The 24101-nt window shown below is 44.7% G+C and carries 21 protein-coding genes and 3 pseudogenes; 9 read left to right on the forward strand and 15 right to left on the reverse strand.

Annotated features, from left to right (window positions below; genetic code table 11):
* Positions 1–141 precede the first annotated feature (141 nt).
* The 4 genes and pseudogenes from SU60_RS17040 to torE form a co-directional block, all read right to left on the reverse strand.
* Positions 142–1880: pseudogene (locus SU60_RS17040) on the reverse strand (glycoside hydrolase family 36 protein).
* Between the two features lie 199 nt (positions 1881–2079).
* Complete coding sequence (gene torA, locus SU60_RS17045; RefSeq protein WP_041156583.1) at positions 2080–4542, reverse strand: trimethylamine-N-oxide reductase TorA; 2463 nt, start codon at positions 4540–4542, stop codon at positions 2080–2082.
* 25 nt (positions 4543–4567) lie between these two features.
* Entirely contained in the window at positions 4568–5752 is a 1185-nt protein-coding gene (gene torC, locus SU60_RS17050; RefSeq protein ID WP_006742852.1) for a pentaheme c-type cytochrome TorC, read from the reverse strand.
* A 50-nt stretch (positions 5753–5802) separates the two neighbouring features.
* Complete coding sequence (gene torE, locus SU60_RS17055; protein WP_041156584.1) at positions 5803–5982, reverse strand: trimethylamine N-oxide reductase system protein TorE; 180 nt, start codon at positions 5980–5982, stop codon at positions 5803–5805.
* A gap of 517 nt (positions 5983–6499) precedes the next feature.
* On the opposite strand from torE, the gene SU60_RS17060 reads away from it, so the two are divergent.
* Complete coding sequence (locus SU60_RS17060; protein WP_041156585.1) at positions 6500–7303, forward strand: ABC transporter permease; 804 nt, start codon at positions 6500–6502, stop codon at positions 7301–7303.
* 247 nt (positions 7304–7550) lie between these two features.
* Positions 7551–7688 carry a hypothetical protein gene (locus tag SU60_RS22030; RefSeq protein WP_164833053.1) on the forward strand — a complete coding sequence of 46 codons (138 nt, stop codon included), beginning with the start codon at positions 7551–7553 and terminating at the stop codon, positions 7686–7688.
* 206 nt (positions 7689–7894) lie between these two features.
* Here the strand turns inward: SU60_RS22030 and focA are convergent.
* Positions 7895–8756 (reverse strand): annotated as a pseudogene (gene focA / locus SU60_RS17065) (formate transporter FocA).
* Between the two features lie 319 nt (positions 8757–9075).
* Between focA and SU60_RS17070 the strand changes: the two are divergent.
* The 3 genes from SU60_RS17070 to SU60_RS17080 all read left to right on the forward strand — a co-directional run bounded on the left by SU60_RS17070 (position 9076) and on the right by SU60_RS17080 (position 10952).
* Positions 9076–9309 carry a TIGR02647 family protein gene (locus tag SU60_RS17070; RefSeq protein WP_041156586.1) on the forward strand — a complete coding sequence of 78 codons (234 nt, stop codon included), beginning with the start codon at positions 9076–9078 and terminating at the stop codon, positions 9307–9309.
* Positions 9310–9472: 163 nt separating this feature from the next.
* Positions 9473–10300: an NAD-dependent epimerase/dehydratase family protein gene (locus SU60_RS17075; protein ID WP_041156587.1), complete on the forward strand. Its 828-nt coding sequence runs from the start codon at positions 9473–9475 to the stop codon at positions 10298–10300.
* Positions 10301–10313: 13 nt separating this feature from the next.
* A complete protein-coding gene (locus SU60_RS17080) occupies positions 10314–10952 on the forward strand; it encodes a YdcF family protein (protein ID WP_041156588.1) in 639 nt (212 codons plus the stop codon).
* A gap of 94 nt (positions 10953–11046) precedes the next feature.
* On the opposite strand, the gene SU60_RS17085 is transcribed toward SU60_RS17080, so the two are convergent.
* On the reverse strand, positions 11047–11625 hold the full coding sequence (locus SU60_RS17085) for a thymidine kinase (protein WP_041156589.1): 579 nt from the start codon (positions 11623–11625) through the stop codon (positions 11047–11049).
* Positions 11626–11712: 87 nt separating this feature from the next.
* Positions 11713–13094, reverse strand: a pseudogene (gene cysS, locus SU60_RS17090) (cysteine--tRNA ligase).
* Positions 13095–13329: 235 nt separating this feature from the next.
* Here cysS and SU60_RS17095 point away from each other — a divergent pair.
* The 4 genes from SU60_RS17095 to SU60_RS17110 all read left to right on the forward strand — a co-directional run bounded on the left by SU60_RS17095 (position 13330) and on the right by SU60_RS17110 (position 16501).
* Positions 13330–13824 carry a peptidylprolyl isomerase gene (locus tag SU60_RS17095; RefSeq protein WP_041156590.1) on the forward strand — a complete coding sequence of 165 codons (495 nt, stop codon included), beginning with the start codon at positions 13330–13332 and terminating at the stop codon, positions 13822–13824.
* Positions 13825–13884: 60 nt separating this feature from the next.
* The gene (lpxH, locus tag SU60_RS17100) at positions 13885–14613 is read left to right on the forward strand and encodes a UDP-2,3-diacylglucosamine diphosphatase (RefSeq protein WP_041156591.1); all 729 of its coding nucleotides are present in this window, start codon (positions 13885–13887) and stop codon (positions 14611–14613) included.
* A gap of 107 nt (positions 14614–14720) precedes the next feature.
* The gene (locus SU60_RS17105) at positions 14721–15938 is read left to right on the forward strand and encodes an EAL and HDOD domain-containing protein (RefSeq protein WP_041156626.1); all 1218 of its coding nucleotides are present in this window, start codon (positions 14721–14723) and stop codon (positions 15936–15938) included.
* A 56-nt stretch (positions 15939–15994) separates the two neighbouring features.
* A complete protein-coding gene (locus SU60_RS17110; protein ID WP_041156627.1) occupies positions 15995–16501 on the forward strand; it encodes a YchJ family protein in 507 nt (168 codons plus the stop codon).
* Positions 16502–16896: 395 nt separating this feature from the next.
* Here the strand turns inward: SU60_RS17110 and hisIE are convergent, their stop codons facing one another.
* The 8 genes from hisIE to hisG all read right to left on the reverse strand — a co-directional run bounded on the left by hisIE (position 16897) and on the right by hisG (position 24084).
* The gene (gene hisIE, locus SU60_RS17115) at positions 16897–17532 is read right to left on the reverse strand and encodes a bifunctional phosphoribosyl-AMP cyclohydrolase/phosphoribosyl-ATP diphosphatase HisIE (RefSeq protein WP_041156592.1); all 636 of its coding nucleotides are present in this window, start codon (positions 17530–17532) and stop codon (positions 16897–16899) included.
* Complete coding sequence (gene hisF, locus SU60_RS17120) at positions 17529–18302, reverse strand: imidazole glycerol phosphate synthase subunit HisF (protein WP_041156593.1); 774 nt, start codon at positions 18300–18302, stop codon at positions 17529–17531. The genes hisIE and hisF overlap by 4 nt, the downstream gene beginning before the upstream one ends.
* Positions 18284–19021 (reverse strand): 1-(5-phosphoribosyl)-5-[(5-phosphoribosylamino)methylideneamino]imidazole-4-carboxamide isomerase, encoded by a 738-nt coding sequence (gene hisA / locus SU60_RS17125; protein ID WP_041156594.1) that lies wholly within the window; start codon positions 19019–19021, stop codon positions 18284–18286. Before hisA ends, hisF begins: the two co-directional genes overlap by 19 nt.
* Positions 19022–19034: 13 nt before the next feature.
* Complete coding sequence (gene hisH / locus SU60_RS17130; protein ID WP_041156628.1) at positions 19035–19649, reverse strand: imidazole glycerol phosphate synthase subunit HisH; 615 nt, start codon at positions 19647–19649, stop codon at positions 19035–19037.
* 34 nt (positions 19650–19683) lie between these two features.
* Positions 19684–20757, reverse strand: a complete 1074-nt coding sequence (gene hisB / locus SU60_RS17135) for a bifunctional histidinol-phosphatase/imidazoleglycerol-phosphate dehydratase HisB (RefSeq protein ID WP_041156595.1) — start codon at positions 20755–20757, stop codon at positions 19684–19686.
* A 75-nt stretch (positions 20758–20832) separates the two neighbouring features.
* Complete coding sequence (gene hisC, locus SU60_RS17140; protein WP_041156596.1) at positions 20833–21873, reverse strand: histidinol-phosphate transaminase; 1041 nt, start codon at positions 21871–21873, stop codon at positions 20833–20835.
* A 16-nt stretch (positions 21874–21889) separates the two neighbouring features.
* The gene (gene hisD / locus SU60_RS17145; RefSeq protein WP_041156597.1) at positions 21890–23182 is read right to left on the reverse strand and encodes a histidinol dehydrogenase; all 1293 of its coding nucleotides are present in this window, start codon (positions 23180–23182) and stop codon (positions 21890–21892) included.
* Between the two features lie 5 nt (positions 23183–23187).
* The gene (gene hisG, locus SU60_RS17150) at positions 23188–24084 is read right to left on the reverse strand and encodes an ATP phosphoribosyltransferase (RefSeq protein WP_041156598.1); all 897 of its coding nucleotides are present in this window, start codon (positions 24082–24084) and stop codon (positions 23188–23190) included.
* Positions 24085–24101 lie beyond the last annotated feature (17 nt).

Here is a 24101-nt window from a genome sequence, read left to right on the forward strand (position 1 = left end):
TAATACAGTTAATTAGGGCGTGTTTGCTCACAAAGGCCGATACTTTACCTGATTTGAGAGTGTTTGACACGCAGAAAAGTTTACAATGTTATTACGAGCAATTCTCATTCTTGTTTTTATAATCGAACGATTTGCTTCACGTTATGCCGTGACGATCGCTTTCGCATTTAACCCTTTATCCACGCTCACCATTAATAACTGACAAGGTTCTTGGTTTAGCTTTTCTCCTGTCCAGTAATCATACCAATCCATCGGTTGATCAGACGTCAGCGTAAATTCCATCGCCCCGTAGCTGGCATAGTTAAACAAGCAATGAAGGTCATTCTTCGTCGTTAGTTTTAAAAACGCATGATTTAAACTCAAAGCCGTGAACTTTGCTGACTCTTGGTTACGTTGTTGACGTAGCATGAGCTTAGCCAATGTCTTCTTTGCAAATGGCGTAATCTCAGGGAGCGGATCGCCAGACAGCAGCAAACCCCCACACGCCAATAACACCGTGCGATGAAATTCATACTCTTCTCTGGATGCGGCTTGATTAGCTAATGACGTGAATGTCGCGCAATCCGGATCAATTTGCCACAGTTTTCGATGCTGCCAACTACGATAAAAGGTTTCTTTGGCTATCTGCTCGAAACGACGACTATGGCGTTCTACGTCATCAGAAACACGCATTGCATCCACAAGCCCTAGAGATGGCCACATTGGCGCGTTGCAACCTAAAAGCCACGCATCACCAGCGCCTTTAGCAATCGCTTCCATTCCTAAGCGATACGCCTCAACGCCGGTAATACCAGACTGTTTACGCACACCTTTCAAAGTGCCCCAATAGTTCGCGTCTAGCTTGAACAATTCAACGCCCCACTCTTGTCTCATGACAGAGACTACATTCGTCAGATGGTCTTGTACTTCTGGGTTTGAGGTATCGAGTATGTACCAAGCGTGCAGCGCCAACCACCGTATGTGACATCTTCTGCTTTAAGTAAGCTTCCATCTTTGTGACGAACAAACCACTCTGGGTGTTGTTTGAAGATCTCCGACTCAGGTTGAGCAATAAAGGGCGCCATCCAAATCGCCGGCTTTTTGCCTTTTGCACGGATACTATGAATGAGCTCTTTCACACCACCAGAAAACTTATCCGATGGGATTAACCAATCGCCCATAAAGGCTTGATAGCCATCATCCAGAAGTACCCACTCTAGGTCTTCAAGCTTATCTTGCATGCAATCAACGTTCTGCATGATGTTTTGCTCTGTCACGTCTGCGTAGTAGGCATACCACGAACACCAACCGACAGGCGCATCTTGTGTCACACCTTGGCGAACAGGATGATGCTCTGCAATCATCTCTCCATAGATTTGATAAAGCTCAGACAGAGATTGGCCGCAGAGTACCGCCACGGATTCAAGTTGATTACTTTCCCAATCCGCCACTTGAGTAAACTCACCATCAATCGCGGCAGATAAAACCCAGTGTCCATCACGCAGTACAACATCAAAATAGCCAGCAAAGCGATGACATGATATGAAGCCAAATAATGTGTAGCCAGCCGAGCCTTCCACCACTAAATAGTTGTAGTAACGCTTAGGGGCATCTTTGGGATAGATTCGATAAGAAGGGTTGTTGTCTGGACAGCGACCAATCTCAACGGGATGGCTAACCGTTCCCGCTGTTTGCGCCAGCATTTGGAAGCCATCGCCAATCACGTTGGCCTCGTGCTCGTACAAATACGGCATCTCGAACAACACTTCACGGTCGGTAAACGTTTTATTGTGAAGCCCAGCAAAAGAAAAATGTAATTGATTACCCTCAACTTCAACTTGGAAGTCGTTGTTATTCACAGTGATCTCAATGTGATTTGCCAATTGAATGCTCTGAGCCATAAAGAGTCTACTCACTTAATTATTATTGTTTAGCTTGGTTCATTATCCCCTGCTTGTCCCACCCAATTCGTTATCGACGTCACGAATCCTACTGTCGTTTAGCGTCACAAATTTATTATTGAGATAACGCTCACTGAAATTTTGGTTAAAAAAATACCAGCCCGAAGGCTGGTATTTCGATTGATGTGAATTGCATTAATTAAGCAACTTCGATTGGACCACCGAATGAAGTCACTGGCGGTACTTTGCCGGTGAACTTCTCGAAGTCTACGATACATGTGTTCGCAGAAGTCGCCTGCGCAAGTTCAGAAGAGCCAATGTCTTGCGTTAGCGTGTTAGGGTCACCGTAAGTACAGATTGCGCCCTCTTTCTCGTTTAGAGGACCGTACCATGCACCTTCTTCGATACGAATAACGCCACGTGGGTAGCTGTCAGTAAGAACAGCACCAGCTAATAGCTGACCACGACCGTTGAATACGCGCACTAAGTCACCGTCTTTGATGCCTTTCGCTTTCGCATCCGCTGGGTTGATGTAAACAGGCTCACGACCTTGCACCGCGTAAGTTGCACGGAACTCTTCAGATTCACACATTTGAGAGTGCAGACGCTTGTCTGGGTGACAAGACTGCAACCAGAATGGGTATTTATCTGAACCAGGGCCACCGTGTGAACGCTCTGATTTTTCGAACCACATTGGGTGTTCTTGACAGTGTTCGTAGCCGTAACGGCCGATCTTACGAGACGTGATCTCGATGAAACCAGACGGCGTACCTAGTGGGTTAAGCTCAGGGTCTTTACGGAAGTCCGCATGACGAACCCAAGGTTTACCTTCACCGAAGTCTAGTACGCTCTTCTCCCAGAACTCATTGAATTCTGGCATTTCAAACTTACCTTCGTTCGCTTTCTTACAATCGTTGTAAAGGCTTTCGATCCATTCCATCTCGCTCATACCACGAGTGTATTCTTCGCGGCGACCAAAACGCTGAGTTAGTTCACTCATGATTTGGAAGTCAGGCTTAGATTGGAACAATGGATCGACGAGACGATGCATTGCAATCAGACCTTTGTTCGAGTATGAACCGTATACGTCGATGTCGTTACGTTCCCATTGCGTACACGCAGGTAGAACGATATCCGAGAAACGACATGTTGCAGTCCAAGCAAACTCGATCGTTACAACCGTTTGAAGTTTGCGGAACGCTTTCTTCATGCGGTTACGATCTTGATGGTGGTGCCATGGGTTACAACCCGAGATCACCATCATTTTGAAATCTGGCAGTTTCACTTTACCGCCGTTGTAGTTGATCTCTTTGCCTGGTTCTAGCAGACAGTCGATCCAACGTGCAACTGGGATAGTACGGCTGTAACCGTTAAAGTCGTTGTTGTCCCACTTCGGCTTCATACCTTGGTCAAGGTTACGAGGGAAACCACCAGGGCCCGCGAAACCAGTAGAAGGCACACCGATACTTGAGTAGTGGTGACCGTAAGAGATGCCACCGCCAGGTAGACCGATTTGACCAACCATTGCAGCAACCACAGCCGCCGCCCAGTATGGTTGCTCACCGTGCTCTTGACGCTGGATACACCAACCCATCAGGATCTGTGTACGGCCACTTACTAGCATACGCGCGAATTCGCGAATCTTGTCCGCTTTCACGCCACAGATAGCCGCAGCCCACTCTGGTGTTTTCTCTACTTTGTCTTTTGTCTTACCTTGAACGTATTGAATAAACTCTTCAAAGCCTAGACAGTAAGTATCAATGAACTTCTTATCGTACAAGTCTTCGTTGTACAGCACGTGCGCCACTGCAAGCATGAACGCTACGTCTGTCAGCGGGTTGATGTACAAGTGATCGTTCTCTAAGTAGCGCTGAGTCTTGTTCTTCACTGGGTCTACGGACAGAACGTTGATCTCACCTTTCGCTACTTTTTCTTTTAGTTGTGCTAGGTACTTGAACGACTCATGCGTTTCACAGTTCCAACCTACTTGAAGGTTTTTCACTGGGTCGTTAGCCCACAAAACAATATTGTCTGAGTTTTCTAAGATTTCGGACCAAGACGTACCCTGAGCATAAACCTCTGTCGACCCCAGAACGTAAGGCATGATAGTTTGACCAGCGCCCGTCGAGTAGTCTCCTACTTTAGTGATGAAGTTACCATGCATACCCACTGCACGTTGCATGTGCGCGGTACAGTTGTTGAATGAACCTGTTTGGTTCCAACCCGTTTGACCTGCGTGTAGCGCCCATGGACCGTAGTCTTTTTGAATACGTTCTAGTTCACGGTAGAACAAATCTAGCGCTTCATCCCAAGTCACGCGGATGAAACGGTTGTTACCGCGAGTATCCGCGCTATATTTGTGTTTCTTCAACCAATCTAGACGAACCATTGGGTAACGCACACGTGAAGGGCTGTAAATAATGCCCTTGATGCCGTTTAGCATTTCAGTTGGGTTTTTGTCTAGCTCTAGCGGTTTGATCTCTTGAACTTTACCCGCGTAGATGTGGGCGCGGAACGCGCCCCAGTGAGAACCTGTTACTTTCCAAGTACCTGTCGTCTCAACAGCATTGGCAGAGGCTGACGCCAATAAGCTAGGACCAATAACTGACGCTGCACTTGTGGTTGCTACACCTTTAAGAAAACTTCTTCGTGTAATAGCCATTTAAATTACTCCAATCCGACGCTTATTAGTGGTGACCTTCAGCATAATCTGAAGAGTGTTTCTGTAGATACTTCAAGATCAGGGCTTCACTGTCTGTATCTAGGTTAACGAACGCCAACATACCGTCGAACATACCTGGCCAGGTGTTCGCGTCGAAGTGCGCTTCCGCAGGTTGAGTGTGACATACAGAACAATTGGTCTTGTACGCTTCACGAGATTTTTCCCAAACAGGATTGATGTCGTTCAGCATAGACTCTTTCTTAATCCATACTTTCGCCGCGACTTTTTCCCAAGGAAGGCCTGTTAGCTCATCCACTTTTTTCTCACCAGTCGTCACAATGTTGCTATCTGTCGCTGCTTCTTTCATCAGAGACGCAGTCGCAATGTTCTTACCGAAGTCTTCTTGAATTACGCGACCAAAGCCTTTCGCTTTACGCCAGCCATCGATTTCGATTTCAACAAACTCGCCTTTGTCTTCAAGAACTTTAACGGTCGATGCTGGGTTAAGAAGACCGGCTTCTTTAGTGCCTTGTGCATCAAAGTAAATAGGTAGGTGACGAACACTCACTAGTTGCTGACCTACTGAGTAATCTGTATTTGAAGTCATACCTTCTAGGTCACCCACGATACCGCCGATGCTGTCCATACCTGCTGGCAGGTTATGCGCGATACCTTTATGACAGTCAACACAGCTTTGATCTTTCTCTGCTGCTTGCTTCATTTGGATACGAGCGGTTGGAGACATTTGCTCGAAATCCATCGATTCATAATTGTGACAGTTCTTACACTCTAAAGATTTGTTTGCCGAGAAACGATCCCATTCGTGTTTCGCAAGTTCGATACGACGCTCTTCGAACACACCCGGTTCGTCGTAGTTGCCAAATACTTGTGCAAATACCTCTTTAGACGCCTGCATTTTACGAGCAATTTTGTCTGTCCAGTTATGAGGAACGTGACAGTCAGGGCAAGTAGCACGAACACCTGAATGGTTTTTCCAGTGAACCGTTTCTTGCAGCTCAACGTACACGTTGTCACGCATTGTGTGACAACTAATACAGAATTCTTCTGTGTTGGTTGCTTCTAGAGCGGTGTTAAAGCCACCCCAAAAGATAACACCTGCAATGAAGCCGCCCATAGTCAGCACACCTAGGCTGATATGTACAGCTGGGCGCGTCATGGTACGCCACAGTTTAATGATTAATGATTTCATTATTTGCTCTCTTAAAATCTTTTCAAAAGTGTGGTTATGAGCTCACAGGCTTACATGCCGTGCGCGCCTGGAGGTCCAAAGAAAAATACTTGCAACATCCAAACGATGAATCCGTAACCGCCTACAAACCCGACACTTAAAATTGGAAAGAGAACAACCGTAATGAAAAAAAATGACTTCCACTCTAAAGAGCGTTTTTCATTCCCTTCTATTTTATTAACATCACTCATACATTTACCTATTTTGTATCCAGTGCTATTTCACAGCCTGTTTATTCAGGCTCCGTTTTTTACAATCTATAATGGAAAATGTTAAGCGACATTATGAGTTCAATACAATGAAATAAACCCTGCTAAACCCAGTAATTTCGAACTTTTTTGAGCTCATCCGGAGATGTGTTTAATTGCATTTTTTTATGAAAAAACATGAACAGATGTGAAAAAATAATCGAATTACAAACTTGTTAAATGACCAACAACAAATAAACAAAAATAACATTTTCTTGCTATTCGATATCAGAAATATTCCGCTTAACAACGGTTAGATTTCGAAAAATGTAACAAGAATGATAAAGGAACATTAGCAAATCAATGTGCGCAAGACGCTCTGAATCCTGCCTCACGACTTCGTTTGGGTATATAAATATAACGACCATTTTTCTAGCAAGTCATGTCAAAATGTACGTTAAGATACGCAAAAAAAGCAAAGTACAGGGTACCAACCCAGGAAAGATAAAAAGGAGTAATGATGGACAGTGTGGTTGATATAAGTTGGTTTAAGCTCGTGATGTTCAGCTCAGTTTTAGTCATACCTTTTGCAATGAACATTCGCTACAAGTTGGGCATTGCTAGAGATACCGCTGTCAGTGTAATTCGTATGGTCATCCAGTTGATACTCATTGGCGTATACTTAGAATACCTTTTTCAGCTCAATAGCTTACTGATCAACATACTTTGGTTAACGATTATGCTCGTCGTTGGTGCAAGCACCATCGCCAGTAAAGCTCATTTACCCCGTCAACCATTAATGCTACCTCTTTTAAGTGGTTTAATTTGTGGGCTGTTTCCACTTCTTATCGCAATGATAGTAGGGTTGGTCCGCCCGGCACCTCTTTACAACGCCCAATACATGATTCCACTTGCTGGTATGTTACTGGGAAACAGTTTGAGCAGTAATATTATCGCGTTGCAAAATCTATTTACCGCATTCGAAGAACGAAAATCTGAGTATGAAGCCGCTATTTCACTTGGTGCGGCACCGAAGTATGCCGCACTTCCTTTTGTCCAAGAAGCGCTGAGAAAGTCGCTAGCCCCTACTCTTGCCTCGATGACGACCACTGGCCTTGTGACACTTCCTGGCATGATGACAGGACAAATTCTGGGCGGAGCCAGTCCAATGGTAGCCATTAAATACCAATTGGTGATCATGTTGGCGATTTTCGTCATGCTCAGCATTTCTGTGGTTATCACGTTAGAAATGACATTGAAATGCGTTCAAACCAAGGAAGGCCGTATTAAAATAAAAATTGTCCGAAAAAACTCGAAAAAGTAACCACACAGTGTCTAGCTGTAACTGTATCATTTTATAAACTTTTTAGGCTGTTATAGATACCCACGGCCTTTGGTACAGGTTATCCACAGAAAATGTGGATAAGCAGCCAAAGTGGATACGCAACCATAAACCCAATCGCGATAATGAGTCACCTTAGCCTTGAAATGAGATGGTCATATTTTAATCAATAACCTGTCATATTCTAATTCTAAAGTAATCTGCGTAATGGAGTAATGGAGTGCTCGTCATGGATGTATTAATGATTACTGGTAGTAGCGATGAATTTCTATCTGAAAAACAAGTAGATTGGCTCGTACAAGAACCTCAAGAAATGACGTCACAGTGGATTCCAAAAGATTATGGAATCAATGAAGAGCTAATTTAGCGCTGTATGTAAATAGTGACACAGGGAAATAATAACGAGTTAACAAAAGACTGGGCTGATAAATAAGATATTAAAGTGCTCAAAAACCGGCATAAAATCGCTAGTCCAAAAACGGAACAGCACTCATATATTCAAGCAACCGATACTAAAAAGGCGAGCATTTGCTCGCCTTTATGATTATCGATGATCTTAATCGCCACTATCGATTATTTTAGATGCTTGTTTTCGTCGCGTAAGAATATCATCCAATACCACATACCAACGAAAACACCGCCACCAATAATATTACCTATCGTCACAGGAATAAGATTATTCATTATGAAATCAATAATGTTTAAGTCAGCATAATCCGCAATATTTGCACCTGTCATCTGCCAAAATGATTCTGGCGCAAAAATATTTAATACCAATTGCCATCGGCACTTGGAACATGTTTGCAACGCAGTGCTCAAAACCAGCAGAGACAAACATGGCAACAGGTAAAATCATCACCATAATCTTATCCGTCAATGTTCGCCCACTGAACGTCATCCAAACAGCGATACACACCAGAACGTTACACATTAGACCCAAAGCAACTGCCTGGAAAAAACCATGGTGCATTTTGTGCTGGGAAATGGCCATCGCATTTAAACCAACTTGACCACCATCAAACATATATTGCTTGGCTACCAGCATACAGCCTACCAGCATAATCGCCCCAGTCATGTTGCCGAAATACACGACGAGCCAGTTTTTAAACAGTGCCTTCCAACTGATTTTGCCGCTTGCTCGCGCAACCAGAGTCAATACCGAACTCGTGAAAAGCTCGCCCCCTGTGACTACGACCAAAATTAAGCCTAAGCTGAACGCAAGCCCGCCCATCAAATGAGTCAAGCCCCAAGGAAGATCCTGAGCGCCTGTCGTTACAGTGGTATAGAAAATAAAAGCAATACCAATATGCAAGCCGGCAGAAATAGCCAACAAGAAAGATTTTATTGGTGCTTTTGTTGCTTTACCCACACCGGCTTGAGCAGCACGCTCTGCAGCCTGAGGTGGCAATAATGAGTCAAACTGATTAAAGTCCATTGCTACGTTACATTTAGAAACAATTAGGGAGGCGGGATAATCGCTCCATTCTGATTGTTTTTCAAGGTGTATTTAACGTGTTCACTAAAAGTATTGAAAATGAGATCCCAAAGTATTGCAAATGAGATCCAAAATCAAGAACCTCTCTACTACCTAACCATTAAGCTGTCATTGATATTTAACAATAATACCGACATTCGGATAAAAATCCCGCTCTATATCAGCCTGATAGGAATATAGTTAACACTTCTCACGCTTACGTGTTGCCCAACGCTTGTTTTAAGTCTAGCTTGGATAAAAAAGCACAAAGGAATAATTTATGAAATTTTCAGCTGAACACCTCGCCGAGTTGAACCTTCTTCTGCAATTTGATTTAAGTAGCGCAGCCACGGGCATCAAAGTTCATAAAGATGCATCAGAAGAGGCTCAGTTAGCAGTGACACGTCTTTATGAGAAGCAACTTTGCACACTGCCCGATGGTGGTTACTTAACCGATGAAGGCATTGAAGTCGCAGAGCATGCAGAAAAAGTACTACGAGTTCTGACTCAATAAGATTCTTCGATTATTTTTCCCTCAACAATCAATGCCACCTTTATTGGTGGCTTTTTGATTTGTACTCCAGAAACTTATACTCTCGGTGATAAAAGGTAATACACATTTTTTCGTCAACGCTTACATGGTAATGACACCAATAAACCTAAAAGGGAAATCTCAAATGGCAAATACATTGATTGTTGGTGCAGGTTGGCTTGGAGCACCATTGGCTCAGTCGTTAGAAAATGACGGATGTTCAGTTGTCGTCACCCGACGCACGCAAGAGAGGCTAGATGAACTGCCCTCAGAGTTAACTCACGCAGCCCTACTCGACCTGAATCAGGCGAACGCCGCTCAGCAACTTAGCGACTTGATTCAGCAACACCAAATTGATTCTATTCTTGGTACGTTTCCACCGGGGTTTCGTAAGGGTGGAGGCCAAGAGTATGCACAGCAGTGGAAGACACTCGCGTCCGTAGCTAAGCAGAGTAACGTTAAAAAACTGCTTATGATCAGCTCAACAACCGTCTACCCGACTCTGCCATTACCAATGACTGAAAACATGGCTTCACTTAACTTAGCCCTCAATAGCAGCGATTTTTCTGATAATGCCCGGATCATGCTCGAAGCAGAACAACATGTCATCGATTCAGGTGTGAATTTTGTGATTCTGCGTTGTAGTGGTTTGATTGGCCCGAATCGCCACCCAGCTCGCTTCGCGACAAGATTGAAGCAAGTGAGCCAAAATGCCCCAGCCAATATGCTGCATCTAGACGATGCAATCGGTGCCGTTACATTTGCTTTGCAAAAACTGGATAATCAAATCGTCAATGTCACAGCGCCACACACCGTTAGCAAGGCGGAATTTTATCAAGCTGCGATCAATAAAAGTGGTGACGATATTCCGCTTCCTCCCATAAACGATATTGCTGACAAGCACATCTTGGCTGATAAGCTGACCTCGCTTGGGTATCAATTTCACTTTAATTCGACATTGGATGCACTTTGAGCTTTAAACCACTATGAAAATTTACCAACACATCGAGACGCTGTGGAAGTACATGCAGCTACAGCATCGACTTCAACCCGCCGACTGCTTGCTGGTAATGTGCAGCAACGACGAACGTGTCGCTGAACATTCCGCTAAACTGTACCTGCAAGGTTTAGCCCCTTTAGTCATCTTCACGGGTGGTGAAGGCCGATTCACCGAGGGTTTGTTTGATAACAGTGAAGCTGAAACATTTGCGGAAATCGCGCACGCTTGCGGCGTTCCCGTCGATGCAATACTAATGGAAACGCAATCGACAAACAGTGGCGAGAATGTACGTTTTACTGAGCAGCTACTGAAAGAGAAAAACATACACTGCGACTCGTTCATTTTAGTCCAAAAGCCGTTTATGGAACGTCGGGCGATCGCGACATTTGAAAAGCAATGGCAATCACCATACCGTCAGGTACAAGTCAGCTCAACGGCTCACCCGTTCTTTGAGTATTTCAATGAGGAAATGCCACTAATGATGGTGTTAGAAGCGTTAATGGAAGACTATGTACGCATCAAAACCTATCCAGATAGAGGATTTCAAACCTTTCAACCCATTCCAGAAGAGGTCGAGGCTGCTTATCAAACACTGCATCAACAATTTGGGTTTGGATCTTCGTAAGTAAACGTTTGATTAAACGCAACCAATTCAGCTTCAGGCAATAAAAAACCACCAAGACTGGTGGTTTTTTATAATGCGTAACGCACACGACAGATTATTTGCCCATAGCTTCTTTGTAGTGCTGACGACAAACAGAAACATATTTATCGTTACCGCCAATCGCCACTTGGTCGCCTTCGTTAATCGCAACGCCATTTTCATCGGTGCGGATAACCATGTTTGCTTTACGACCACAGTGACAAATTGTTTTTAATTCAACCAACTTATCTGCCCAAGACAATAAATATTTACTGCCCTCAAATAGCTCTCCAAGAAAATCAGTACGAAGTCCATAGCACAACACTGGAATATGCAATTTATCGACAACTTCAGTCAATTGGTATACTTGTTCTTTAGTTAAGAACTGGCATTCATCAACTAGAATACAGTGAAGTTTTTGAGCGTCATTTAATGCTGCTATTTCTTGCTGAAGATTGGTGTCTTCACGAAACAAATGGGCGTCCGACTGCAAGCCAATACGTGAGCTAACTTTACCTACCCCAAAGCGGTCATCAAGCGCGGCAGTAAATATGACGGGAGTCATACCACGTTCTTGATAGTTGAAAGAAGACTGAAGAAGAGTCGTTGATTTACCCGCATTCATAGCCGAGTAATAGAAATACATCTGAGCCACAGTGCATTACCTGAAGTTAAAGTGTTTAATTTATGGGAATGGAAAATAAAAGGGCTGAAGTATCAGCCCTTTAAAAAGAAAACTCAATTATTTACGACGCCACGTCGTGCCATCAGGACCGTCTTCAAGCACAATGCCCATTTCAGTCAATTTGTCACGCGCCATGTCGCATTTGCCCAATCTTTTGATGCACGAGAGTCGTTACGCAACTTGATCAGCGCTTCAATTTCCGCCACTTCGTCATCATTACCAGCATCGCCTTTTAAGAACGTTTCTGGGTTTTGATGCAAAATGCCGATCACGTCAGCAAGTTCACGCATTAGCGCACCCAGCTCACTCGCCTTTTCTATGTTTTCAGTTTTAAGGCGGTTGACTTCACGAGCCATGTCAAACAGGACTGAGTAAGCTTCAGGGGTATTAAAATCATCGTTCATGGCATTGGTGAAACGAGAAACATATTCCTCACCACCAGCAGGAGCCGCTTTGAGATCCAGACCACGAAGCGATGTGTATAAACGTTCAAGCGAAGCACGCGCTTGGTTCAAGTTATCTTCACTGTAGTTGAGCTGGCTACGATAATGGCCAGACATTAGGAAGTAACGAACTGTCTCTGCGTCGTAATGACCAAGGACATCACGAATGGTAAAAAAGTTACCCAGCGATTTAGACATTTTTTCTCTGTCCACCATCACCATACCACTGTGCATCCAAGTGTTCACATACTGAGTATCATGTGCACAGCATGACTGAGCAATCTCGTTTTCGTGGTGTGGGAACTGAAGATCAGAGCCACCACCGTGGATATCAAAATGATCACCGAGAATAGACGAATTCATTGCCGAACATTCAATATGCCACCCCGGACGACCAGGGCCCCACGGTGACTCCCATGTTGGTTCACCTGGTTTAGACATTTTCCAAAGCACAAAGTCTAGCGGGCTGCGTTTCGCAGTTTCGATATCTACGCGCGCACCGGCTTGTAGCTGGTCTAAATCCTGTTTAGACAACTTGCCATATTCGCTAAATTTACCGACTTCAAACATCACGTCGCCATTATCCGCAACGTAAGCGAAACCACGTTGAATTAGCTTTTGAACGAGCTCGATAATTTCAGGAATAAATTGGGTTGCACGGGGTTCTATATCTGGACGCTTCATATTAAGTGCATCAAAGTCGGCGTGCATTTCACCAATCAGTCGCTCAGTTAGAGAATCACAAGACTCACCATTCTCAGCTGCTCGTTTGATGATTTTATCATCAATATCTGTGATATTACGTACAAATGTAAGATCGTAACCTAAGTAACGTAGGTAACGTGAGACAACATCAAAAGAAACAAACGTGCGTCCGTGACCGATATGACAGAGATCGTAGATGGTAACTCCACAGACATACATGCCCACTTTACCGGCTGTAATGGGTTTGAATTCCTCTTTCTGTCTTGTGAGTGTGTTATATATCTTTAACATGATCTCTATCTACGATTGTGAATGAATACAAGAACGTTGAGTATACCAATTCCAACCTTGCTAGGTATATAGAAAATCACCGATAAAACGATAATCGACTAAACTTCAAGCATATACCCAAGTCAGTTCGAGATGATCGGGGATAAAAGTCTAATTTTATTCCTGATGCGTTTTGCACGTACTGCAACTTGAGCTAGAATCTCTGGCTCAACACAACACAGTAAAGGAAAGTAGCATGATCACCCTTCACACTAATTTTGGTGACATCAAGATTCAACTAAACGAAGAAAAAGCGCCAGAAACAAGCGCAAACTTCCTACAGTACTGCCGCGATGGCTTTTATGACAACACGCTTTTCCACCGTGTTATTGACGGTTTCATGGTGCAAGGTGGCGGTATGGAATCTGGTTTACGTGAAAAAGCAACACGTGCCCCTATCAAGAACGAAGCAAACAACGGCTTAAGCAACAAAGTCGGCACACTTGCTATGGCTCGTACAATGGAACCGCATTCAGCGAGCTCTCAGTTTTTCATCAACGTAAATAACAATACTTTCCTAGATTTCCGTAGCGAAAGTCTAGATGGCTGGGGTTACTGTGTATTTGCTGAAGTTGTTGACGGCATGGACGTGGTTAACCAAATTAAAGGCGTTAGCACTGGTTCATACGGCATGCACCAAGATGTACCGCTAGAAGACGTAGTCATCACAGGCACAACAATCGAAGAGTAATTCATCCTAATTATTCCCAACAAATAAGTTGATGGGGAGGCTCCGCCTCCCCTTATTTATATGACGACACTATTTATTTCAGATCTCCACCTTACACCGTCACGTCCGGACATTACGCAATGTTTCGTGACCTTTATGCGCACCGAAGCTATCACTGCTGATGCACTCTATGTTCTAGGTGACCTGTTTGAGTTTTGGGTTGGGGATAACGATAAAACGCCCTTTGCCGACCTTGTTCGAGCAGAGTTCAAACGACTCACGCAACTTGATGTACCGGTGTATTTTATTCAGGGAAATCGAGACTTTCTATTAGGTAAACGTTTTTGCCAACAAACTGGCGTAACGCTCCTAGATGATGTGTGTACGGTTGATCTCTATGGCACTAAAGCCGTCATCCTACATGGTGATACACTCTGCATTGATGATGTGAATTACCAAAAATTTCGTAAAACCGTTCATCTGCCGTGGCTACAATGGCTGTTTAATCATATTCCGTGGTTTATAAAGAAAAGAATTGTTGCTAAAGTCCAATCCGATATTCGAGCAGATAAAAGTACTAAAACCATGGATATTATGGACGTGAACCCAACTGAGGTATCACGCGTTATGCTACAACATGGGGTCGATGTGATGATTCATGGTCATACCCATCGTCCCAATACACACTTTTTTGAAGTCAACGGCAGTAAAAAGACACGCATTGTATTAGGTGACTGGTATGAACAAGGCTCAGTATTAAAAGTGACTAGAGACGGGTTTGAGCTACAAAATCGACCTTTTACATCATAATTTTCGTAAAAGATGTCGGTAGAGTAGAAGATTCTGATTGATGACATAGAAATTTTATAGAAATTCGTTATCATCAAATCACCAATTTAAATGGAACGATGTACCAATTGAAGTATTCTTACGTAGCGCGCCAACCAATATTGGATAGAGAAAAGCGAACCGTCGGTTATGAATTGCTTTTTAGAGACGGACCTAAAAATACCTTCCCCGAAGTAGAACCTGAACTGGCGACCAGTAGACTGCTTTCTGAGCATTTTTTGTCGACCCATTATGATACGTTAGGAAACAAACTCGGATTCGTTAACTTCCCTTATCAAAGTTTAGTGAATCTTGTCCCAACGCTTTTTCCTAAAGAATTACTGGTTATCGAAGTGCTCGAAGATTGTCAGCCAACAGAAGAGCTGCTTGATGCCATTAAGCACCTACACGCTTGTGGCTACCGCATCGCGCTCGATGATTTCGTACCAGCACCTGAGTGGAAAAAGTTTCTCCCTTACGTTTCCATCATCAAATTTGACATTCGTTCACTGCAAATTGGCAAAGCCGCGATTTACATTCAAAGCTTGAGTAAGTTAAATATTGAATTTCTTGCTGAAAAAGTAGAAACATACGATGAATTCAAGCAAGCACACGAAGCAGGGTTTCATTACTTTCAAGGCTACTTCTTCAGTAAGCCTGAGATGATCCAGAAAAAGAGTTTAAAGCCTTCGTTTCTTACCGTTATTCAGCTATGTAAAGCCATTGCAGATACAACCATCGATTTTGATGAAGTTGAGCGATTGTTTTCCATCGATGTAACTTTGTCATATAAGTTGCTGACTTACGTCAACTCCGGCTATTCACTGTCAACTAAGATAAAGTCGTTCAAACAAGCACTCGTTTATCTGGGTGAGGACCGCTTGCGCCGATTCATTTCATTGGTCGCAATCGCGTCCGTCCAAGAAGACAAGCCTGACTCTCTCTATGCGCTAGCTATACAACGAGCACGGATATGTGAGCTACTGCTTACTCAAATGAAAACAAGTTACGATCCCGGGCAGGCATTTCTGACCGGTATGTTTTCGCTACTGGGTTCATTACTCGACCAACCGCTCTCCGACGTGGTGAAAGACATTCCAGTAGATGAAGACATTAAGCGCGCATTAATCGACAGAAAGGGCGTGCTTGGGCATGTGCTATCTATGACGATTGCTTATGAACACGCAGATTGGGAGTTAACCGAAAAGTATTGCACTGCACTCAAGTTAAAAGAAGAACAATTGGTTGATGCAGTCAATCAGTCCACTGCTTGGACACAAGAGCTCCTCTCTCAACCTCCTGAATAACCACAAGCCTCACGATGGATAATCAAGTGAGGCCTCAACCACATGAGATCCCTATGATGGCCTCTTCTTGTCCTTGCGGTTCAAACCGTAGTTATCAGCAATGTTGTGAAATTGCACACAAAAACCACGCAGATGTGACGACGCCAGAGCAGCTAATGCGTTCGCGCTACAGTGCTCATGTTTTGGGTCTGACCGATTATGTTGTCGCGACTTATCATCCTAGTTGCCATGCAGAAGAGCAACGCGAAGGGATAGCGCAATCGATTGATAGCGATTGGTGTCAACTAGACGTTATTGACGTTCAGCTCGGTAGCGATGAGAACGAAGGATTTGTAGAATTCAGTGCCTACTTTAACGAAGATGGTCACCGCTATTGCCTCAGTGAGCGTTCACGATTCATTAAAGAAAACGGGCTTTGGTACTACATTGACGGCATCTTCCCGCCAGAACAAGAACCAGAGCAAGATCCTCGCCTGAGTCAACCTGTAAGTTCGCTAAAAGTGGGTCGTAATGATCCATGTATTTGCGGGAGTGGTAAAAAGTTTAAGAAATGTTGTGGGTGAGAAAGAAAGGTTCTAGGTCCTAGGTCCTAGGTCCTAGAGGGAGTTTGCGGTAACTCCCGCGCTCAATGAAGCATTAACACGCGCCGCTAGGAATACGGAATACGGAATACGGAATACGGAATACGGAATACGGAATACGGAATATTTTCAAACAGTTAAGCTCAATGTCAACCCTTCCGCACTCAGGAAGCGTAGCGCTCCGTAATCCAAAACAGCAAGCGAAAAGCTCGCCATTAAACACGGCTGTACCAACTAGCTCCCCTAGGACCTAGGACCCTAAACACCTAGGACCCTAAACACCTAGGACCTTCCCGTATTCTGTAATCCAGAGCCGCAAGTGGGGAGTTTGCCGTTAAACACAGAAGTTTCAGCGAACTCCCCTAGGACCTTGTTTTCTACTTGTGACGCTCTTTCAGCTTGTTAACAACATCGTTCATCGACAAGCCTTGATCTTGTAGTAAAACCAACAAGTGGTAAATCAAATCTGCAGATTCACACACTAGTTCCGCCTTATCACCCGACGTCGCCGCAAGCGCGACTTCAACGCCTTCTTCGCCCACTTTTTGCGAAATACGTTTGGTGCCACGGGCATATAGGCTGGCAGTGTAGGAAGAGTCTGGGTCGGCACTCTTGCGGGCAGCCAGCAACTGCTCAAGTTGATGAAGCCACACCATTTGAGACTCTTCTTGTGCATCACCGTCCCAACACGTTGTCGTTCCAGTGTGACACGTTGGGCCAATTGGGTTTACTTTAACTAGCAAGGTATCATTGTCACAATCCAACGCCATATTGACCAACTGCAGAACATTCCCCGACGTCTCCCCCTTGGTCCAAAGACGCTCTTTGGTTCGAGAGAAAAACGTCACTTGACCAGTTTCACCGGTTTTTTCTAGCGCGTCTTGGTTCATGTAGCCCATCATCAGCACTTGACTAGATTGGAAATCTTGCACAATAGCAGGTACTAAACCACCCACCTTATCCCAGTTGATTCGCTGCTGTAACGAACTTACTTCGGTGGCTGAAAAACTCATACTCGCACCTCTACACCTTGTTGTTTTAAATATTTTTTCAACTCGCCAATATTAATGACTTGTTTATGGAATACCGACGCCGCCAGTGCACCATCGACATTCGCTTTTTGGTAAGCGTCTGCAAAGTGTTGCATTGCGCCCGCACCGCCTGATGCGATCAACGGTACCTTGCACACTTCACGTACCATGTTTAACTGTTCGAGATCGTAGCCATTGCGAACGCCATCTTGGTTCATCATGTTTAACACAATTTCGCCAGCGCCACGTTTTTGTACTTCCTGAACCCAGTCTCGAGTTTCCCACTGCGTCGCTTTTGTGCGTTCTTCGTCACCCGTAAACTGATAAACCTGATATTTGCCAGTGTCTTTGTCGTAGTATGAATCAATACCCACAACGATGCACTGCACGCCAAATTTATCCGCCAAATCAGTAATAAGCTGTGGGTTTGCCAGTGCTGGCGAGTTTATCGACACCTTATCTGCGCCGAACTCTAAAATTCGAGCGGCGTCTTCCGCTGACTTAATGCCACCAGCAACACAGAAAGGAATATCAATCACTTCTGCAACGCGCTTAACCCAACTTTTATCGACAACGCGACCATCACTGGATGCGGTAATGTCATAAAATACGAGTTCGTCTGCGCCTTCTTCTGCATAGCGCTGAGCAAGAGGAACGATGTCGCCGATGATCTCGTGGTTACGGAACTGAACGCCCTTCACTACTTGACCATCGCGTACGTCAAGACATGGGATTATTCGCTTTGCCAACATGCAAATGCCTCCTCTGCTGTGAACTTACCGTCTAGGAGTGCACGACCAACAATGACGCCCGAAACTCCGCTGCCTTTTAACGCTTCGATGTCAGCCAATGAGCCTATGCCACCGGAAGACTGGAATTGAACTTGTGGGTATTGCTTACAAAGATCCACGTACAGCTCAACATTTGAACCTTCTAGCGTACCGTCACGTGAAATATCAGTACAAAGAACATGCTTCAGACCCACCGTCAGATAGTCGTTGATCAATGCTTCAATGGTGACACCTGAATCTTCTTGCCAGCCAGATATCGCAACTTTACGCACACCATCGGCGTCGATGTTGATATCCAAAGCAAGTACGATTTTCTCCGCGCCGTACTTTTCCATCCAACCTTTCACTAACTCCGGCTGTTTGACCGCCGTTGAGCCAACAACCACACGTTGTGCACCTGCTTCAAGCAAGTCAATCACATCTTGCTCACTTCGTACCCCACCGCCGATTTGGATGTTGGCTGGCGTACTTGCTAACAGCTTGGCAATTAGGTCAAGCTGACGTGCAGAAGTGTCTTTCGCACCCGTTAAATCCACTAGGTGTAGCCAATCCGCCCCCGCTTGATGATACAAATTGAATTGTTCTGCTGGGTCTACTTTGTACTCGGTAACTTGGCCGTAATCACCTTGATAAAGGCGTACCACCTGTCCTTCAATTAAATCTAGAGCTGGAATAATCACACTCAATTCCTTTTTATAATTCTAAGAAGTTTTGAATAAGCTTCGCGCCCGCTTTTGAAGAACGCTCTGGATGGAATTGCACACCATAATAGTTACCACTCTGAACTGCCGCTGTGAACGGGTTACCATAGTCACATTCTGCAATAGTGTAGTCGCCAACAGGCATGGCAAAACTGTGCACGAAGTAGAAGTACTCACCTTCTTCAATGCCTTTGAAAAGCGGGTGCCCAGGTGTGGCTGAAACCGTATTCCATCCCATGTGAGGCAGTGGTAATTCGCCCGTTTGGAGGAGTTTAACTTCACCATCACACAAGCCCAAACAATCGACTAGTTCATCCGCTTTCTGTCCTTTTTCTTGCGACACTTTACCTAGCAACTGCATACCAAGACAAATGCCGAGCAATGGCTTTTCAACCTGCTTAACCAAAGTGATAAGGTCACGTTCTTCAAGGTTCTTCATCGCTTCACTTGCTGTTCCTACACCCGGTAAGAAAAGCTTGTCTGCTGATAGCACCACTTGTGGATCCTTTGAAACGGCAACATCGTAGCCAAGACGTTCAATCGCAAATCTCACCGAAGAAACGTTGGCACAACCTGTATCGATAATGACAACTTTTTGATCTGTCACTGTATTCATCTCCTGTCAAAACCTTTAGTGCGGATTAAAGAACGCCTTTACTGCTTGGCAGCTCGTTGCCTTCAACTTTGATTGCTTGGCGTAAAGTACGACCGAACGCTTTAAACAGACTTTCAATGATGTGATGGTCGTTATCACCAGCCGAAGAAAGGTGCAGCGTACAAGCAAGCGTGTCAGTTAAAGAACGGAAGAAATGAACGACCATTTCCGTAGACAGGTCACCAACTTGTTCTCGACCGAAATCTGCCTCGAATTTAAGGTAAGGACGGCCTGATAAGTCTAATGCGCACTGAGCAAGACATTCATCCATTGGTAAGCTAAAACCAAATCGGCCGATGCCTCGTTTGTCGCCCAGCGCTTCTTTTAGTGCTTGACCCAAGGCCAGTGCGGTATCTTCAACGGTGTGGTGATCATCGATGTGAAGATCCCCTTTCACCTTACATACCATTTGAAAACCACCGTGCGTTGCAATCTGATCGAGCATGTGGTCAAAAAAGCCCATTCCTGTCGAGATATCGTTTCCACCTTGCTCGTCAAGATTAACCGTAACCTTGATATCGGTTTCTTTAGTCGTACGAACCACTTCTGCGACGCGGGCTTTGACCGTGAGGTCTTTCAAGATTTTTTTCCAGCCCATTGTCTCTGGATTGTACTGAATACCACGAATGGCCATATTTTCAGCAAGCTGAAGATCCGTTGCTCTATCGCCAATCACTACAGAGTTTTGGAAGTCGACTTTTCCCCCCTGAAGATAGTCTTTTACCATGCCAAGTTTTGGCTTGCGGCAAGAACAATTATCTTCTTCAAAGTGAGGACAAATCAGAACATCATCAAACTTGACGCCTTGAGATTCGAAAATCTCCATCATCATGTTGTGTGGTGCATCGAAGTCTTCCTGCGGATAACTGTCCGTACCAAGACCGTCTTGGTTCGTGACCATAACGAGTCGGTATCCGGCATCCTGTAACGCGAGCAGGCTTGGAATCACATACGGCTCTAGTTTTAGTTTATCTAAACGGTCAACTTGAAAATCGATCGGCGGCTCAACAATCAGTGTGCCATCACGGTCAATGAAAAGGATTTTTTGTTGTTTGCTCACTAGAACATCCTTATTGCTAATCTTGTAAAACCCTCACTTCAACGTGAGGCAACGTATACTTTACGAACTTATACTTTACGAGTAGTAGTTCCGAATAAAACCAAGTGTTTTCTCACACTCATCACGACTACCGATGCTGATACGCACACAATTTTCAATTGGTGAGTTACGAAGAATAATTCCCGTATCCCATGCGGCTTTAAACAGTGCATCGCCATCTGGGAATTTCACAAGCAAGTAATTGCCCCAACCTTCAAATACTTGAAGCCCTTGAATCATTGATAGCCCGACTTGTAAGTAAGCTCGATTCGCGTTGAGGTCGAGGACCTGAAACTTAGCTCGTGCCAGCCCTGCCTCTGAAAGGGCTTGAACAGCAATATCAGCCACAGGAATTGGCACTGGATAAGGGGCGATCACTTTAAGCAGAACGTTAATCAGCTCTTCATTTCCTAGAGTAAATCCACAGCGCAGACCCGCGAGCGCAAACGCTTTAGATAGCGTACGTAAAATAGCGAGATTTGGGTATTGTTCAAGCAAGTCGACGGTAGAAGCTTCAGGACAAAAATCGATGTAGGCCTCATCCATCACGACAATGGCGCGATCTTTTGTCATTTCAAGCAATGAAACGATATCTTCTCGCTTAACCAAATTACCGGTCGGGTTATTTGGCGAACAAACAAATACGAGTTTGACGTTGTCGAGGTTAGCTTCAATGCCAGCGAGATCCAACTGCCACTCTGAAGTCAGCGGAACGGTTTTACGCTCTACACCAATCGTCTCAGCACTAATGGCATACATACCGTAGGTAGGCGGGCAGTAGAGAATCGCATCTTCTCCAGGCTCACAGAATGCACGAATTAACAGTTCAATCCCTTCATCCGCACCGCGTGAGGTTAGCGTTTGTTCTGGCTTTACACCAGCGTACGCCGCATAAGCTGCGATCAGCTCTTGAGGTTGACACTCACTGTAACGATTGAGACGAGCAAAATCCGTTTTATAATCATTGTCAAATGGCGACTCGTTTGCGTTGAGCCACACATCACCACTACCACCAATTCGGCGAGCCGACAAATAAGGTGTCAGTTGTTGAACTTGTTTTCGTGCTAGCTTTTCCATTTTATTCGCCTTCTTGTTACTTATTCGCCAGCTTCTCGACGCGGATGGTTACCGCACGTTTGTGCGCATCCAAGCCTTCTGCTTCTGCCATAGTGACAACCGTTGGAGCTAAATTTTTAAGCCCTTCTTCTGAGAGTTCTTGCACCGTCATTCTTTTCGAGAAATCAGCTAAACCTAGACTCGAATAAGTACGCGTATAACCGTATGTAGGCAGAACGTGGTTGGTTCCCGATGCATAATCACCTGCAGACTCCGGAGACCAGTTCCCTAAGAAGATAGAACCAGCGTTGTCCAATAATGGCAGCAATTCACGAGGATTTTTGGTTTGTACGATTAAGTGCTCAGGACCGTAGTAGTTAGAGATTGAAACCGCTTGAGTCAATGACTCAGAGATAATGATCAGACTTGAAGCCAGTGCTTTCTCTGCGATGTCCGCACGAGATAATTGTTTTAACTGGCGTTGTACAGCGTCCGTGACTTGATCGGCAATAATGGCAGATGGTGTAACAAGGACAACTTGTGAGTCAGGTCCGTGTTCCGCTTGGCTAAGAAGGTCTGCAGCAATGAAATCAGCGTCTGCGGTGTCATCAGCAAGCACCAATACTTCCGATGGGCCTGCTGGCATATCAATAGCGGCACCTCGGAAATCGTTACTCACTTGGCGTTTTGCTTCCGTGACATACGCATTACCAGGACCGAATATTTTATCGACTTTAGAAACCGTTTCAGTGCCGTAAGCCATGGCAGCGACAGCTTGACCACCACCTACATTATACACTTCATCAATACCACAAAGTTTCGCTACATATAGGATTTCATCAGCGATCGGCGGCGGAGAACAAAGAACCACCTTTTGGCATCCTGCGATCTTAGATGGCACCCCAAGCATCAGCACGGTTGATGGCAACGGCGCACTACCACCTGGAATATACAAACCCACCTTCTGAATAGGTCGAGTTATCTGCTCACACACCACACCTGGCTGAGTTTCGACTCTAAGCGCTTGCGGGATTTGAGCTTTATGGAACTTGGCGATGTTTGCGTAAGCCTGCTCCAACGCTTCTTTCATTTGCTCGGATAGACGTTCGGACGCATCATTAATTTCTTGGGACGACACTCGAATAGAATCGGGTTTCACGCCGTCAAACTTCTCTGTTAGCTCAGTGAGAGCTGCGTCTCCTTCACTACGAACTTTTTTTATTACCTCAGCAACCGCTGCGGTAATGTTCGCACCTTCTGTAATGGCCGGACGCTCTAAAATAGCATCTTGCTGTGCTTCACTCAGTGATTGCCAAACAACCGTTCTCATCTCGATTACTCCATCATTTTTTCAATTGGTAACACTAAGATAGAGCTTGCGCCCAATTCTTTTAGCTGCTCCATTGTTTCCCAGAACAAATTCTCAGAGCTCACCAAGTGAACCGCCATTTTTTGCTTGTCTGACGATAATGGTAATACGGTAGGGTCTTCTGCGCCTGGCAATAGTGCTTTAATTTGCTCAAGCTTCTCTGCTGGAGCATGTAACATGATGTATTTCGATTCTTTCGCCTGTTGAACACCGTGCATACGAGTAAGTAGCTTTTCGATTAGCGCTGTTTTATCTGCATCGAATTCGCCCATACGTTGGATAAGTGTTGCCTTTGATTTAAAAATCACTTCTGCTTCTTTTAAACCATTCGCTTCTAGCGTCGCCCCTGTTGATACTAAATCAGCAATCGCATCTGCAAGGCCTGCACGTGGCGCAACTTCTACAGAACCTGTAAGCATACAAGTAGAGAATGGTACACCCGCTTCATCCATGTACGCTTTAAGCAGGTGTGGGTAGGTTGTTGCAATACGTTTCCCCGCTAAATCTTGTGGGCCGTTGTATTCTTCATCTTTGTTAATAGCGATAGACAAACGACAACCACCAAAGTCAAGGCGACGAAGTTGGACAAACTCACATGCCTCGCCCTGTGCTTTGCGATCTAAACGCACTTCTTCTAGCTCGTTTTCGCCAATGAAGCCTAGGTCAACGACACCGTCCATTACCAAACCAGGAATGTCGTCGTCACGTACGAGCAACAAATCAATTGGCATATTTTCTGAATGAACCACAAGGCGCTCACCCACCAGATTAAATTTAACACCACATTGTTTAAGTAAAGCTTGGCTTTCTTTGCTCAAGCGACCTTTTTTCTGGATTGCAATTCTTAAGCGTTGTTTTTGCATTAGTTTGTCCTTGTGTA

The sequence above is a fragment of the Vibrio mytili genome (assembly GCF_000830505.1).
In the GTDB taxonomy this organism is placed as follows: Bacteria; Pseudomonadota; Gammaproteobacteria; order Enterobacterales; family Vibrionaceae; genus Vibrio; species Vibrio mytili.

Coding starts and splice junctions, on each gene's coding strand:
- torC (WP_006742852.1), bottom strand. CDS start 5,752: ATGAAATCATTAATCATTAAACTGTGGCGTACCATGACGCGCCCAGCT.
- SU60_RS17075 (WP_041156587.1), top strand. CDS start 9,473: ATGGCAAATACATTGATTGTTGGTGCAGGTTGGCTTGGAGCACCATTG.
- torE (WP_041156584.1), bottom strand. CDS start 5,982: ATGAGTGATGTTAATAAAATAGAAGGGAATGAAAAACGCTCTTTAGAG.
- SU60_RS17060 (WP_041156585.1), top strand. CDS start 6,500: ATGGACAGTGTGGTTGATATAAGTTGGTTTAAGCTCGTGATGTTCAGC.
- SU60_RS17095 (WP_041156590.1), top strand. CDS start 13,330: ATGATCACCCTTCACACTAATTTTGGTGACATCAAGATTCAACTAAAC.
- SU60_RS17080 (WP_041156588.1), top strand. CDS start 10,314: ATGAAAATTTACCAACACATCGAGACGCTGTGGAAGTACATGCAGCTA.
- SU60_RS22030 (WP_164833053.1), top strand. CDS start 7,551: ATGGATGTATTAATGATTACTGGTAGTAGCGATGAATTTCTATCTGAA.
- hisC (WP_041156596.1), bottom strand. CDS start 21,873: ATGGAAAAGCTAGCACGAAAACAAGTTCAACAACTGACACCTTATTTG.
- hisIE (WP_041156592.1), bottom strand. CDS start 17,532: ATGAGTTTTTCAGCCACCGAAGTAAGTTCGTTACAGCAGCGAATCAAC.
- hisG (WP_041156598.1), bottom strand. CDS start 24,084: ATGCAAAAACAACGCTTAAGAATTGCAATCCAGAAAAAAGGTCGCTTG.
- hisF (WP_041156593.1), bottom strand. CDS start 18,302: ATGTTGGCAAAGCGAATAATCCCATGTCTTGACGTACGCGATGGTCAA.
- SU60_RS17110 (WP_041156627.1), top strand. CDS start 15,995: ATGGCCTCTTCTTGTCCTTGCGGTTCAAACCGTAGTTATCAGCAATGT.
- lpxH (WP_041156591.1), top strand. CDS start 13,885: ATGACGACACTATTTATTTCAGATCTCCACCTTACACCGTCACGTCCG.
- hisD (WP_041156597.1), bottom strand. CDS start 23,182: ATGAGAACGGTTGTTTGGCAATCACTGAGTGAAGCACAGCAAGATGCT.
- torA (WP_041156583.1), bottom strand. CDS start 4,542: ATGGCTATTACACGAAGAAGTTTTCTTAAAGGTGTAGCAACCACAAGT.
- SU60_RS17070 (WP_041156586.1), top strand. CDS start 9,076: ATGAAATTTTCAGCTGAACACCTCGCCGAGTTGAACCTTCTTCTGCAA.